The organism is Ruegeria sp. YTSC325 (assembly GCF_059609525.1).
In genome coordinates, this window is record NZ_JBXWLY010000002.1 from 97,255 (window position 1) to 111,520 (window position 14,266).

Here is a 14,266-nt window from a genome sequence, read left to right on the forward strand (position 1 = left end):
GTCCCCTCAGCGATGCAATTCTGCGCCAACGATCTCTTCGATGACGCGAGTACACACCCAGTTGTCGCCATTCGGGTACTTGGTTTTTCCGGCGTGAAAGATCTGCATTGCGGATGACGCTGTGTGCATGGGAACGCCCAATGCACCGGCCAGTGCTAGAGAGATCGTCAGGTCCTTATGCATGGTTGCGATATGACTACCGGTGGCTTCGAACTTGCGATCAATGATGTTTTCAAGGGCGGTATTCACGACGCCGCACCCCGCGCTGGATGAGGAGAACACATCAAGCAATGCCTGACCGCTGACACCGGCTTTGGCCGCCAGGGCCGCAGCCTCGAATGTGGCGGAAAAGATCGATCCGATAAGGGATTGCAGGCAGGCTTTCACGGTTTGCCCGTCGCCGGCGTTTTCTCCAACCCGATGAATGGTTGCCGACACTGCCTGCATGACTTCGGCATTTTGGTCCAGCACATCCGCAGCGCCGGCAGCCATCATCGTCAATGTGCCGGTCTGCGCGCCGGGAAATCCACCCGAGACCGGAGTGTCGATCAGGTGGATGCCTGCGCCCTCCATGTCTTGCCCGATAGCGCTTGCTTCGGCCGGGGTAATGGTCGCCGATAGGATGACAGTTCCGCCTTTGGCCATGTTCGCAACCAAGCCATTTTCACCCAGAATGACATCGCGGGCCTGATCTCCGTTCATCACCATGACAAACACAGCGGCGGCGTGACGGCCGACCTGTCCCACGCTGTCCTTGGCCAAGCCGCCCATGTCGGTAAATGCCTTCATGCGCGTCTCGCTCAGGTCGAAACCTGATGTTTCAAAGCCATTCTTGATCAGGTTCTTGGCAAGGCCGCTGCCCATGTCGCCAAGACCGATTACGCCTGCAGTTTTCATAAATAATCCTCCCGTTTTCCGCCATTTCCGTATGGCAGACGTTTCGAAAAATGATGCCCAATCGCATCGGTTTTCGCGGGAGTTTCACGCGTCTTGAACAGACGTCGGGCGAGTCCGGAAGACACCCCGCTGCCCGTATACGTAATGTAAGTAAACGAAGAATGCGGCGCGCAGGCAAGCAAAGAAGTGTTGCGGGTGGAAAGAAACTGTCTGATCCGACGCGTTAGGAAAACGCCGCCATGATGCCGCGCAGTTCCGCCAGCCCGCGCATTCGTCCGATCAGCGGATAACCGGGAGTACTGTGTCCGCCCAGATCGCTCAGCAGTTCTTGTCCGTGGTCAGGCCGCATCGGAATTTGCCAGTCGCCACGCCCTTGGGATTTGCGGCGGCGCTGTTCGTTCATCAACTCGCGAATGGTGCCGACCATGTCGGTGTCGCCCTCCAGATGCGGGGCCTCAAAGAAGTCTGGCTTCTGGCTGTATGACCCCGCGATGCGTCTGGTGTTCCGCAAGTGAACAAAGTGAATCCGGCCGCCATGTCTACGCACGAAGTCCGGCCCATCGAATTCGGGGGACACTCCCAGCGAGCCGGTACACAACGTTGCGCCGTTCGCCTGCAAATCAACCGCATTCAGAACGGCGCCGTAGTCATCGGTGCTGGACATGACCCGCGGCAGACCGAGCAACGAGAACGGCGGATCATCCGGATGACAGCACAAGCGTAGATCTAGTTCTTGGGCCTCTGGGGCGACCTCGGAAAGGAAGTCTATGAGGTTTGCGCGAAGCTGGTCACGGCCTATGTGCGCATATGTCCGCAACAAAGAGCGTACGTCCTGCACGCTCCACTGATCGTTGGCGCCGGGCAGCCCCGCAGTGACATTGTGCTGCAACTGGGCTTTGGATTCATCCGACATGCGCAAGAAACGATCCTTGGCCGTTTGCTGGACGTCGCTGGAATAGTCTTCCGACGCACCTGGACGTTCGAGAATATATATGTCGAATGCAGCAAAATCGGTCAGGTCGAACAGCATGGCCGTTCCGCCATGCGGCTGCGGGGCGCGAAGGGCGGTGCGTGTCCAATCCAGGATTGGCATGAAGTTGTAGCAAACGACTTTGACTCCACGGGCGGACAGGGCTCTGAGGCTGGACTTGTAAGCCTGGAGATGTTCGGCCATGTCTGTGGATTGCGTCTTGATCGCCTCGGAGACGGGCAGGCTTTCGACAACGTCCCAACTGTACCCGTCAGCGGTCAGAACGGCCTGCCGGTCGGCGATGCTCTGTTCGTCCCAGGGCTGTCCCGGTGGGATGTGATGCAGCGCGGTGACAATGCCCTGAACCCCGACTTGATGGAGATCGACCAGGGCGATCGGATCTTCGGGTCCGAACCAACGCCAGCATTGTTTCATGGCAGCCATCCTTCATACAGAGGGTGATCGGGCTCGATGGGAAGGGCAACACGCTGCCCGGTGCGCGCCGCGTGATAAATCGCCGTCACAAGGCCGATGGACGCAGCACCGTCCTGCAGTGTAACGCCTGAATTTGCCTCGGACCGTAGCGCCTTGCCGACTTGGGTAAAGAACCCTTCGAAACCTGTTGGCTCCATAGCGGAGGCGGCAAGAGCGTCGTCGATAGTGGCTTGATCCAACGGGTCCCGCGCGACGAATGTCCAAGGCATTTGACCCGGGGCATAGGGTTCTGTGCCAGAGGTGGCGGTCACTTTTTCAAAGACGAACCGCAGGCGGGTTTCGTCCTTAGCGGCGCCTAGTGTGATGTTGCTTGTGCACAAAGCTCCAGAAGTCATGCCAAAGCAGATCGCAGCGCAGTCTTCCGTCTCGATCGGGTTAACTCGCGTTGTGGCCATTGCGGACACCCAGGCGATATCACCCGCAATATGAGTCAGCAGATCATGGTTGTGGATGGCATGGCCCAGCACTGCGCCGCCGCGTTCACCGGCCCATGTTCCCCGCCACGGCACCGCGTAATAGTCTGCCCCCCGGGACCAATGAGTTTCAAGCGCGGCAGTTTGGACCGCTCCGGTGAGGCCTGAACGTTGCAACTGGCGCAATTGGGCCAGTGACGGGCCCCACCGGTATTGAAAGACCGGAAACACATGCTTGCCCGTGCTGCGGGCGGTTTCCGTGATCCGATCTACATCCTGCATAGAGGTCGCAAGGGGCTTTTCGCATACAACGTGTTTTCCTGCGGCCAGTGCCGCAAGGGTGGTCGGTACATGCAGATGGGGTGGCAGGCAGATGTCGATGACATCAATCGCCGGATCATCCAGAGCGTCTTGAATGTTGGTCAATGCTTGAAAATCCGAGTTTTGTCGAATCTGCTCGATCCGGTCCGTATTCTGGTCGACGACGGCGGCTACGCGGAAGGTGCGGTCAAGCCGTTCCAGTGCGCTCAGATGTTGCGCACCGATACCTGCGCCAAGGATCGCAACGTTGATCATCTTCGTTCCGCCATTTCCTGTGCACGCAGCGCCAGTTCCATGACCGTAAAGCAGTGGGTCTGCGCCATTGCGGTTTCGGTCCGGTTACGGACGTCATCGGCGAGGCGCGAAAAGTAGGGAAGGTCGGCGTTGGTTGCGTCGATCTTTTGGCAGGTTTCACCATTGACGAGGATCAGATGGTCTGTTCCCGAGGCACCACCCACATCGACGTATTTCCGCAACTCGATATAGCCTTCGGTGCCTAGGATCGTCAGGCGACCATCCCCCCAGTTTGGCAAGGCATCCGGAGTGAACCAGTCAACCCGGATGTACCCGGTGCCATTCTCGCTTCGAAGATTGAGCTCTCCGAAATCCTGCAATCCGGGATCATTGGGGTTTGCGTAGTTCGCTACATAGGCGTTTGTGATTTCTGCGGTTTTCGAACCTGTGTAGTGCAAGAACTGATCGATCTGATGCGAGGCTATATCGGTCAGAATGCCGCCATAGCGGTCACGCTGAAAAAACCATTCCGGCCGGGTTGCCCGGTTCAATCGGTGCGGGCCAAGTCCGACCGTCTGGATCACGCGCCCGATGGCACCGGCCTCGATCAACTCGGTCGCCCGGGTGCTGACCGGCGTTTCAAACCTTTCGGAAAAATCCACCGACCAGATTCGACTGGTGTCCGCAACCGCCCGTTTGATCTGGTCGAGTTGCTCGAACGACGTGCAGCCCGGCTTGTCGCTCATGACATCCATACCGTTCTGCATGGCACGGATCGTCAACGCGGCCCTATCTGCCGGAATTGCGGAAATCAGCGCCAAATCCGCCCCGCAGGCTAAAGCGTCTTCCAGTCGGGCCAATCGTGGAATATCGGGAAACCTTTTGACGTAGCCCGCCAGCGTTTCGGGTTCGCCTTGTGTCCAATAGCCAACGCAGTCCACGCCGATTTTGCGCATGTTTTCCGTCATGCCATAGATATGGCGGTGGTCCAGGCCAAGGGCGACGCAGGTTAGGCTCATGAGATGACTCGTGTTTTCTGGCCGGTTCGATTGGCGATCTGCATCGCGTCTATGACGGCGTGGGTCAAAAGGGCACTGCGTCCGGTGGCCATGGGTCGCGTTCCACCGGCGAGTGCGTTGGCAAAATCCTCTATGACCGCCTGGTGCCATTCATGGGTGAACGCCATGGGATCGGCCCCGCCGCCTGTGGCGGACGTTTCGCCAACCGTGGATTTCTGACCGTCGAAAGTGGTCAAGGTCAGAACACCTGATTCCAGATGCGCTTTAGCGTGCGTGCCCTGGATCGTGATAGATTCAGCGGCCCCGGGAAATACGGCGGTGGTTGCCATCAACGTTCCCACCGCGCCGTTATCCATTTCAAAGATTGCACCTGCCCAATCCTCGGCCTCGAGATCGTGCAACGGAGTTTTTCTCATCATGGTTTGAATGTCCGAGATCGGCCCCAGCAGCCACATCGCGAGGTCAAGCGTGTGGATTGCCTGCGAAATCATGACACCGCCTCCGTCGCGTGCATAAGTGCCGCGACCTGGCTCGTCATAGTAGCTCTGATTGCGCCACCAGGGGACACGGATTTCCACCGTGGCGATCGCGCCCAACTCACCCTGTACAATGGCTGATTTCAGCGCCTGCGAGGCGGTGCGAGCGCGGTGCTGAAAAACGATGCCCAGCAGCACGCCAGACACCTCGCACTGCTCGACTATGGCTGTCGCGGCGCCCAGCGTTCTTTCGATAGGCTTTTCCATTAGGATCGGTTTCGAAGCGGTCGAAAGAACCCGCACCAACTCTGTGCGCTGATCAGGCGGGGTTGCGATGATCGCAAAGTCGACGTTTGAGTCGTTTGCGATTTCCTCAACCGAGCTGAACGCGCGGGTGTCGTTTCGCTGCGCGAACTCAGCTGCTTTTTCAGGATTGCGCCCTAGGACGCCAGCAAGATTGAGACCTCGCTCCGATGCCTGAATGGCAGCAACATGCGTTCCCGAAACCATCCCCAAACCAATCAGCGCAATATTCATTCATTCCCCCGGATCACCCGGTCAGTCTGCGGGTTCGAACGGGAAAGATGCAACCATTAAAAACTGTGTTAACAATTGCGGGCAGCAGTATCGGAGGCAGAATTGACTGGTAATTTGAATGGGATGGCAGAAGGCCTGTACCTGGGCATCAAGGACCTCCCGATCGTGTCTCCGCATGGTCACTGCGATCCGGGGTGGTTCGCAACCGATGCGCCGTTTCCCAATCCGGCAGAGCTGCTGGTGGTTCCCGACCATTACGTGTTCCGAATGCTCTATTCGCAGGGTGTTCCCTTGTCCGAACTTGGCGTTGGGGAAGAGGGGCGAAAGAATGATCCTCGCGACGTGTTTCGCACCTTTGCCGAGCACTGGCATCTGTTTCTGGGAACGCCATCCCGGATCTGGGTGAACTACGTGCTGCATGAAACGCTGGGCGTGTCTGAGGAGTTGTCTTCACGCACAGCAGACCTGATCTATGATAAGATCGCCGAAAAGCTGGCGCGACCCGAATTTCGCCCGAGGGCTTTGTTCGACAAGTTTGGGATCGAGGTTCTGGCCACCACGGATTCCGCTCTCGACGGCCTCGCGGAGCATCGGGATATCCGTGCAAGCGGTTGGGGCGGGCGAGTTATTCCGACGTTCCGCCCAGACGGGGTTTTGGATGGGGCAGACCCGGAGTTCGTACAGAACCTGAACAAGTTGGCCGAGCTGACAGGCTGCGATCTGGGCAGCTATGATGGCTACCTCAATGCGCTGCGAATGCGGCGGGCTTATTTCATCCGGCTGGGCTGTACGGCTACCGACCACGGTATCGAACGTGTGCAGACCGAGTGGCTGGAAGACCCGGATGCGCTGTACCAACGGCTGAGACGGCGGGAAGGGGCCGAACAGGATGCTCGCCGTTTCTACGGGCATATGCTGATCGAAATGGCGCAGATGTCTGTCGATGATGGTCTAATCATGCAGATACATGCGGGCAGCAAGCGCAACACGAACGACGCGGTAATGCGGGACTTCGGACGGGACAAGGGGGCTGACATTCCAATCGCGATGGATTGGGTCACGGGCCTTGAGGCGCTGTTGAACCGGGTCGGAAACTCGCCGGAACTGCGGATCATTCTCTTCACATTGGACGAAAGCACCTATGCCCGTGAACTGGCGCCAATGGCGGGGCATTGGCCGTGCCTTCGGATCGGGCCGCCTTGGTGGTTCCACGACAGCCCAGCCGGGATTGCGCGGTATTTCGATCAGGTCGTTGAAACGGCCGGATACTACAATCTGGCCGGATTCAATGACGACACGCGGGCTTTTCTGTCCATTCCAGCTCGTCACGACCTGTGGCGACGAGGTGTTTCTATTCATTTGGCCGAGCAGGTTGCGCGCGGCTATTTCGACCGGGACAGTGCCGAGCATCTGGCGCGATTGCTGGCGGTCGATCTGGCGAAACAGGTTTACGGGTTGCAAAGCTAGATGGGTACCATTCTTCACTTCGGTCTTGGAAACTTCGCCCGGGCGCATTTGCTGGACTACACCGATCAAGCGGGCGGATGGGACGTTGTCGGCGTTAGCCTGCGTTCATCCTCGGTTCGGGATGGATTGGCCGGCCAGGGTTTCGAGTACGATTTGTGCGTACAGGGGCAGGGCGTCCGGCGCATAAAAGCTCTGCGGGACGTTCTGGTCGCGCCCGAGGATCGCGCCGAGATTCTCAATGTGATGGCGGATGCCGAGATCATCTCGGCGACCGTCACCGAAAAAGGTTATCACTTGGACGCAGCGGGCAATCTGAACCTTCAGGACCCAGCGATTGCTGCCGATCTGGCGGGGCAGGGGCCCGCAACGCTGATCGGGTTTCTCGCTTTTGGCCTCGCGGAACGGCGCAAGCCAGTGACGGTGCTAAGCTGCGACAATCGCATGGAAAACGGCAAAACGCTTGAAACGGCAGTTGCCGATTTTGCAAATGCAGCCGGTCTGGACGTGAATTGGGACGCAGTTCGCTTTCCCAACGCGATGGTCGACCGGATCACCCCGGCTACCACGGACGCCGTTCGCGCAATCAGCGGCGATCCTATGGCTGTTCCAACCGAGGCGTTCTCGGAGTGGGTGGTCGAGGACAATTTCGTCGGGCCACATCCGGATTGGCCGGGCGTGCAACTGGTCGATGACGTGGCCCCGCACGAGATGCGAAAGCTACGCATGTTGAACGGTGCTCATTCCCTCTTGGCTTATGCCGGGTTGGAGCGAGGCCTGACCTACGTTCACGAAGCGGTTCAAGACCCGGTTTTGCGCCCGCTGGTTACCGAGTTGATGAAGGATGCGGGCGCAACGCTGCCCGCAGCACTGCAAGTACAGGTTCCGGACTATGCCGAGGCTTTGTTGCGCCGCTTTGAAAACCTCGAGCTGGCGCACCGTCTGGACCAAATCGCGATGGATGGCAGCCAGAAGCTGCCGTATCGGTTTGTTCCCACACTCCGTGAGACCGGCTCTCAGGCGGTGATCGCAGGGATGCGGGCCTGGATCTCCTTTTGCATGTCCGAGATCGCCAAGGGCAGGACGCTGAACGATCCTTGCGCGTTGGAAATCGCCTCGGCTGTCACACAGCCAGATCCGGTAGTGCCGCTTTTGGACCTTGTTGGCGCTGAGGATCTCGCGTCACTTATCCGGGAGTGATCGCGCCGCGGAACTGAACAACGGTGGACGCCAGATTGTGTCCGGCCATCAGGGCCTTGGCCTGCGATTTTCCTGTCAGCAAGGCTGCGAGGTACCCACCGTTGAAACTGTCGCCCGCCGCTGTGGTATCCAGCACGTTTTTGGCAGGCTCATAGGTTTGGTCAATGTTCTGACCAATGGACAGAGGGCCATCTTCTCCGCGTTTCAATGCACCGACACCGTGATGATCGGTAAAGCGTGCCGCCACTTGATCCGCGCATTCCCCGAACAGTGCCATCTCGTCGTCGATAGATGGTAGGGCAATATCTGCACGCTGCCAAAGCCGTTGGTTGATCTGCCGGGCGTGTTCGGCGCTGTCCCAAAGACGCGGACGAAAATTGCTGTCATAGACCAACCGGACTGAAGAGCCTTCGAGCCAGTCCAGAAGCGCAAGCCTTACTGAATGCGGAAGAATGGCCACGGAAATCCCTGACAAGTACAGCACGTCGTAACCTTTCAGCGAGCTGAAGTCATGATCGGCAAAAAGCTGGCGGGCGGCCGCCTCGCTGCGCCAATAGGTGAAGCTGCGTTCACCGTCCGCAGAGGTCGTGATCGCGTATAGTCCCGGAGAAGCGTTGGGAATGATGCGGATGCCGGATGTCCCGATGCCATGGCTGGCGATAAAGTCCGCGATGCGCCCTGAGAACGGGTCGTCGCCCAGACATGTCACATACTCCACCTGCAGATCAGGAGCCGCGCGGTGCATGTAGATGGCTGTGTTCAGCGTATCCCCCGCGACGCCCACCTTCGCGCCGGTCTCCAGCATGGACAATTCGATCATTGCTTCACCGATGCAGGCAATTCGCGTCATTTCTTTTCTCTTTTCCAGATGATGAGCCCGGCGACCATGATCAGCGCAGCCCCTGCCAACGTGAATGCGTCCGGTACTGTGTCAAAGAACAGATAGCCCCAGATCGCAACGTAGATCAGGAACGAATAGGTGAATGGCATCAACTGGTTCGCCGTTCCGAACCGATGCGCGTTCGTCAGCAGTTGATGCCCGCACCAGCCAAAGACGCCTAGGCTGATCAGGACTATCAGGCTCCACATGTTTTCCGGCCGAACCCAAAACCAGATGGCGAAGGGCAGCAGGACCACCGTCCCGGTAAGCCCGAGGTAGAATTGCATGGTGTCCACGGCAACAACCCCGGACAGCCTGCGCGTCATGATCGAGTAAAAAGCCAACGCGGTGGCGTTGTAAACGATCAGCAGCATGGTCGGATGAAAGGCCGAACCAAAGGGCCGCACGACAACCAACACCCCCAGAAAACCCAGGATGATAGCCGCCCAACGCCATGGTCCCACTCTCTCCTTCAAAACGAAAACGGACAGGAAGCACACGATGACCGGGCTTGAGAACATGATTGCCGACACGACGGTCAGAGGCAAAAACCGCAGGGCAAAAAAATTGAAAACGGTCGCCGAGATCAGCAGCAAGGCCCGGCTAATGACCTGCCATGGATGGTCGGTCTTGAACCGGCTGGCCTCAATCCCGCCCTTGGCGATCACGCCCACAGAGATCACGAAGTGCCCCGCGTAGCGCATGAACGCCAACTGAAATGCCGGCACGCCGGCCAATGCCAACCACTTGGCCCCAAGGTCCACCAGCGAAAAGAATAGCCACGCCGTCAGCATCAGCACGATGCCAAGGCGCGGCAGGTCCGCATTGGGGTTGGCGGTGACAGCCATCGATCAGGTGTTGAAACGCTTGACGTAGTAGTCAACCATCTGGCTGACCATATCATCCGCCTGACCGTGGTCGCGCGCGTCATTCAGCGCCGAAAGCGCGCCCTGCGACATCACGCTGGCAACGCCCGCCTCGCGCGCCATTCGGTCATAATACCCGAGGTCTTTTGCCGCATTCTTGATGGCAAAGGCCAGCTGATTTGGGTCGCTCTCAAGGCCGTAGGCTTTGACAAAATCCATCATTCCGGAATGCAGCGGCCCTGCGGCCATAACGTCATACAGCTGCTTGCGGTCAACACCGGTGATATCTGCCATGGCAAAGGCTTCGGCCATCGCGTTCGCGACGGTCATTCCGAAGAAGTTGTTGATCAGCTTTACCGTGTGCCCGGACCCAACGGGGCCAAGGAAAAAGACGTTTTCGCCCAAATCCTTCAGTGTCGGCTCGGCTTTGTCGAAGGCAACCTTGTTGCCGGAAGTCATTATGTTGAGCTTGCCTTCGTGCGCGTGCGCCGGCGTCCGGCCAAGCGGCGCATCAAGATAGCTTCCACCGGCTGCGGCAACCTCTTCGGCCAAGGCGCGTGTACTGCCTGGGAGAGAGGTGCCAAAGTCGATGACGACCGCCCCGGGTTTCAATCCCGCAATCACTCCATCTGTACCCCGCATACGACCCTCGACCTGTTCGGAGGTGCCCATGCACAGCATCACGATGTCGCTGGCTTCAGCCAGTTCTTGGGCGTTTTGCATCTCGCGGGCGCCTCGGTCAATCGCGGCGTCCAGGTGCGTGCGGTCGCGGTTTCCCAGTACAGCGACCGAGTATCCTTGGTCCAACAGTCGGCTCACCATGGCGCCGCCCATTAGTCCCAAGCCGATAAACCCGATTGATGGTTTGCTCATAGGTCTCCCTTTCCGTGAATGTGTAAGGTTTCCATTCTTGTGTCTGGTGCGGGCGGCTTTTCAGTTTAATTGCTCATTTTGCCCGGTGGAATATCATTGATTTTTGAGTGGTCCGGTATTTTGCCGGGCCGCATGTCCATCAGGCCGGCGCCCGCGCTCGAGTTGTTCGCGCCTTTAGCCCCTCTTCTATCCATGATGTGACCTCGAGCGTCCGGGCTGCATCCTCGACGTCGATCAGTGGAGGGGCGCCGTCGATCACGTCAAGGAAATGATCCAGTTGCACCTCCAATGGTGCGCGTTGCTGTTCCGGTCGTGTAAGCTGGTCCTTTTGGGCCGCAGTCCCCCAATCCTTTCCACGCCACAGAGTCATGGAGGGAAAACTCACAGCACCACTGGTTCCCGTGATCCACATCATGTCCTGGTGGGTCGTGCCGATGTTCGGGTTCTCGCCGGTTCCAGCCTCAAACCCCCAAGGGCTGGGTGCTGTGTCGGCAAAGCTGATAGTGCCCGTCGCGCCGTTTTCGAACGCGGTCGCGATAGCCCCACTTTCTATCCGATCCGATCCGCGGATCGACGCGCCGGGCAGGGCGACGACATCCGAGATTTCTCCGATCACAAACCGCAGGACATCGATATCATGCACCAGATTGATCATGACTGGGCTGCCATCAGAAGTCCGCCAGTTCTGTTCAAAATAGCTCTCGGGTTTACGCATGGCCCACAGCAACGAGACGTTGATGACTTGTCCGATCGTACCTTGCGCGATCACCTCTTTCAGGTGCTGCAAGGTTGTATGATACCGCCGATGGTGGCCCACAAGGCTGCGGACATCGGCCTGGCGAACGGCCGTTCTCAGGCGCAGGGCATCATCGACCGATGCGGCAACCGGCTTTTCGATCAGCATGTGCCAACCGCGGGATGCGGCTAGAATGCCATGTTCGGCATGCAGGCGGGTGGGCGTCGCGATGATGACGCCATCTACGGGGCTCTGCACCTCGTCCATACTGGCAAAACGCGGCGCGTCGATCTGGATCGAACCATCTGGATCGGCCAACCCGACCAACATGCAGTCGGGATGCTCAATCACGGCGCGGACGTGGCGGATGCCGATCAACCCGCCGCCAGCTACAAGGATCCGTTTCACATCACCGCTCCGATTTGCCAAGGAACGAATTCGTAGTCACCCAGGCCCTGCGCCTCGGACTTGGTTCGCGCGCCCGAGGCGACTTGGAGCAGCCGCCGGTATATTTCCTGTCCTTTTTCTTCGACGCTGGCACCTTTGGTCAGAATATCACCCGTATCCACGTCCATGTCTTCAGGCATGCGCGCTGCCAACTCAGAGTTGGTAGCGATTTTCAGCGTGGGCGCTGGTTTGGACCCAAAGGCAGAGCCGCGCCCCGTGGTGAAGCACACTAGGTTGCACCCGGCCGCGATCTGCCCGGTCACCGAGGCCGGGTCATATCCGGGGCTGTCCATGAAGGTGAAGCCTTTGGCGGTGATGGGTTCAGCGTATTTGAATACACCGGTCAAAGGGGTGGTTCCACCCTTCGCCGCTGCCCCCAGCGATTTCTCAAGGATGGTCGTCAGCCCCCCGTGCTTGTTGCCGGGGCTTGGGTTGTTGTCCATCGAGCCGTGATTGCGAGCGGTATAGTCCTGCCACCAATCGATCAGTCCGATAAGTTTTTGCCCAGTTACGCGACCAAGGGCGCGGCGGGTCAAAAGATGTTCGGCTCCGTAGATTTCGGGCGTTTCCGCAAGGACACCGGTGCCGCCTTGGGCAACCAACAGGTCGCAGGCGTGTCCGAGCGCAGGGTTTGCGGTCACGCCTGACCAAGCGTCCGATCCACCGCATTGCAGCGCAACTATCAATTCAGACGCCGGGGCTTCGCTGCGCCTCACCTCATTCGCAATGGGCAGCATCTTGTTAATCTTGCCGATGCCCGCTTCCACGGTCCGGCGCAATCCGGCGACGTTCTGGATGTTCATCGTCTGGAAGGTGGGACTTTGCTTCAGACCATATGCGTCCAGCAGCCAGTCGATCTGGTTCATCTCGCAGCCCAGACCGACCATTAGAACGGCAGCGTGGTTGGGATGTTTCGCAAACCCCCACATGACCCGTTGAAGTGCTTCGAAACCGTCGCCGGAATCGGCCATTCCGCAGCCCGTTCCGTGGACAAAGGCCACCACGCCGTCGACGTTCGGAAACTCGGCCAACTTGTCCGGCGTGAAGTGGTTGGCGATCATACGGGCCGCAGTCGCCGAACAATTAACTGTTGTCAGAACCGCGATGTAATTGCGCGTGCCGACCCGACCACTGTCCCGGTGGTAGCCCATGAACGTATCGACCGAGGTGGCGGGTTTCATGGGCCTGTGATCCGTCGCAAACTCGTAGTCCACACTAGTGTTGCGGAACTCGATATTGTGGGTGTGCACATGGTCGCCAGGTTCGATCGGTTGGGTGGCGTAACCGATAATCTGGGCGTATTTTCTGACAGGATCGCCGGGTGCAAGATTCCGCGTGGCGACCTTGTGTCCCGAGGGGATGCGCGTATTGGTCATGACATCCTCCACCATACTGCCGGCCTCCAGGGACCGAGTTGCAACAACCACGCTATCCGTTCGATCTAAACGTACAAAAGTCATAATTAGCTTTCCTGGCGGCAGCAGCTAGGCGCAGAATGGTGAGTCCGATGTCCATCGGTGAATATCTATGTGCGGTTGTCCGGACAGCCTTGCTCGCGCCGCTTCCCAATTGGAATTGCAGACACGCCAATCTCGCAGTTCGGTTTCGGGGTGCGATCTGGACCTCGCGATGAAGCTGGGGAAATGGTCTCGACCGGTGGGCTGGCCTGCCGCACTGAAGCGAACGTCGAACGACCAGCGGAACCGGTCCGTTTCATTGACCAGCGAAGCATGTGGCGTCAGAGGGTGAAACAGGATGATCCCGCCCGCCTTGACAGGAAGGGGCACAGCCCGGCCTTCGTCAATGAATCCGTCGGCAATACCAGTCTGCGTCCGCGCGCAATGCGGTAGGATGGATTGGTCCTGTGCCTTTGGCAGCACTTGCAGGCAGCCGTTTTCGAGCGTTGCATCGTTGACGGCAATCCACACCGTGACCATGTCGGTCTGATCCGCATCCTCCAACGCAACCGCCCGGTCCTGATGCCAGTCCGTCGCTGTGATGTGCGCGCGCACCTCATCCTTGGACAGCTTGAGAGCGGGGGGCTTCAGCCGAACGTGCTGGATTGGATTGCTCACCAACTCTGGCCCGATCAACTGCTCGACAATGTCAAGCATGGGCCGGGCCGTTAGCAAGTCGAACACTGCAGGCCCGATATGGAACGGTGTGTCCGCCATGATCCGATCGCCGGGCAACGAGATGTCCAGCGGCTGGAAATAGTCGCAACCGGCCTGATAAGCGGACAGAAGTTTGTCCCAGAAGGTCATTCCAGACGGTTCGTCCTTGACCAGCCCTTTTTCGTACCAACCGTCATAGAGCCGGCTCAGGACATCCGAGTATTCGGTCTGTACACGATCAAGGACATCGGCAGGGATAACATCCTCGACCACGAGGTATCCGTCCGTCTGGAACTTGCCAATCTGATCTTGTGTCAGCATGGG

Annotated in this window: 12 protein-coding genes and 1 pseudogene; 2 read left to right on the top strand and 11 right to left on the bottom strand. The window is 58.6% G+C overall.

The annotated features are described in order from the left end of the window. Positions 1–6 precede the first annotated feature (6 nt). The 5 genes from AC2FF7_RS03300 to AC2FF7_RS03320 all read right to left on the bottom strand — a co-directional run bounded on the left by AC2FF7_RS03300 (position 7) and on the right by AC2FF7_RS03320 (position 5,362). A complete protein-coding gene (locus AC2FF7_RS03300) occupies positions 7–897 on the bottom strand; it encodes an NAD(P)-dependent oxidoreductase (protein WP_058277406.1) in 891 nt (296 codons plus the stop codon). 223 nt (positions 898–1,120) lie between these two features. After that, a complete protein-coding gene (gene uxuA / locus AC2FF7_RS03305; RefSeq protein WP_058277440.1) occupies positions 1,121–2,302 on the bottom strand; it encodes a mannonate dehydratase in 1,182 nt (393 codons plus the stop codon). Beyond that, the gene (locus AC2FF7_RS03310) at positions 2,299–3,351 is read right to left on the bottom strand and encodes a Gfo/Idh/MocA family protein (protein WP_170750446.1); all 1,053 of its coding nucleotides are present in this window, start codon (positions 3,349–3,351) and stop codon (positions 2,299–2,301) included. The genes uxuA and AC2FF7_RS03310 overlap by 4 nt, the downstream gene beginning before the upstream one ends. Further along, the gene (locus AC2FF7_RS03315) at positions 3,348–4,349 is read right to left on the bottom strand and encodes a Gfo/Idh/MocA family protein (protein WP_170558375.1); all 1,002 of its coding nucleotides are present in this window, start codon (positions 4,347–4,349) and stop codon (positions 3,348–3,350) included. The genes AC2FF7_RS03310 and AC2FF7_RS03315 overlap by 4 nt, the downstream gene beginning before the upstream one ends. Continuing rightward, positions 4,346–5,362: a Gfo/Idh/MocA family protein gene (locus AC2FF7_RS03320; RefSeq protein WP_480869237.1), complete on the bottom strand. Its 1,017-nt coding sequence runs from the start codon at positions 5,360–5,362 to the stop codon at positions 4,346–4,348. The genes AC2FF7_RS03315 and AC2FF7_RS03320 overlap by 4 nt, the downstream gene beginning before the upstream one ends. 123 nt (positions 5,363–5,485) lie before the next feature. On the opposite strand from AC2FF7_RS03320, the gene uxaC reads away from it, so the two are divergent. Continuing rightward, positions 5,486–6,829, top strand: a complete 1,344-nt coding sequence (uxaC, locus tag AC2FF7_RS03325; RefSeq protein ID WP_170751354.1) for a glucuronate isomerase — start codon at positions 5,486–5,488, stop codon at positions 6,827–6,829. Beyond that, on the top strand, positions 6,830–8,026 hold the full coding sequence (locus tag AC2FF7_RS03330) for a mannitol dehydrogenase family protein (protein ID WP_480720320.1): 1,197 nt from the start codon (positions 6,830–6,832) through the stop codon (positions 8,024–8,026). Here AC2FF7_RS03330 and AC2FF7_RS03335 read toward each other — a convergent pair. The 6 genes and pseudogenes from AC2FF7_RS03335 to AC2FF7_RS03360 form a co-directional block, all read right to left on the bottom strand. Next, the gene (locus tag AC2FF7_RS03335; RefSeq protein WP_170558369.1) at positions 8,013–8,876 is read right to left on the bottom strand and encodes a sugar kinase; all 864 of its coding nucleotides are present in this window, start codon (positions 8,874–8,876) and stop codon (positions 8,013–8,015) included. The genes AC2FF7_RS03330 and AC2FF7_RS03335 overlap by 14 nt on opposite strands. Next, positions 8,873–9,754 carry a DMT family transporter gene (locus tag AC2FF7_RS03340; RefSeq protein WP_170750452.1) on the bottom strand — a complete coding sequence of 294 codons (882 nt, stop codon included), beginning with the start codon at positions 9,752–9,754 and terminating at the stop codon, positions 8,873–8,875. The genes AC2FF7_RS03335 and AC2FF7_RS03340 overlap by 4 nt, the downstream gene beginning before the upstream one ends. 3 nt (positions 9,755–9,757) lie before the next feature. Then, a pseudogene (locus AC2FF7_RS03345) lies at positions 9,758–10,684 on the bottom strand (NAD(P)-dependent oxidoreductase); the annotation flags it as partial. 100 nt (positions 10,685–10,784) lie between these two features. After that, complete coding sequence (locus AC2FF7_RS03350; RefSeq protein ID WP_058277415.1) at positions 10,785–11,789, bottom strand: Gfo/Idh/MocA family protein; 1,005 nt, start codon at positions 11,787–11,789, stop codon at positions 10,785–10,787. Next, positions 11,786–13,288, bottom strand: a complete 1,503-nt coding sequence (locus AC2FF7_RS03355; protein WP_058277416.1) for a UxaA family hydrolase — start codon at positions 13,286–13,288, stop codon at positions 11,786–11,788. Before AC2FF7_RS03355 ends, AC2FF7_RS03350 begins: the two co-directional genes overlap by 4 nt. Positions 13,289–13,312: 24 nt before the next feature. Next, the gene (locus AC2FF7_RS03360) at positions 13,313–14,263 is read right to left on the bottom strand and encodes a phytanoyl-CoA dioxygenase family protein (protein ID WP_170750458.1); all 951 of its coding nucleotides are present in this window, start codon (positions 14,261–14,263) and stop codon (positions 13,313–13,315) included. Positions 14,264–14,266 lie beyond the last annotated feature (3 nt).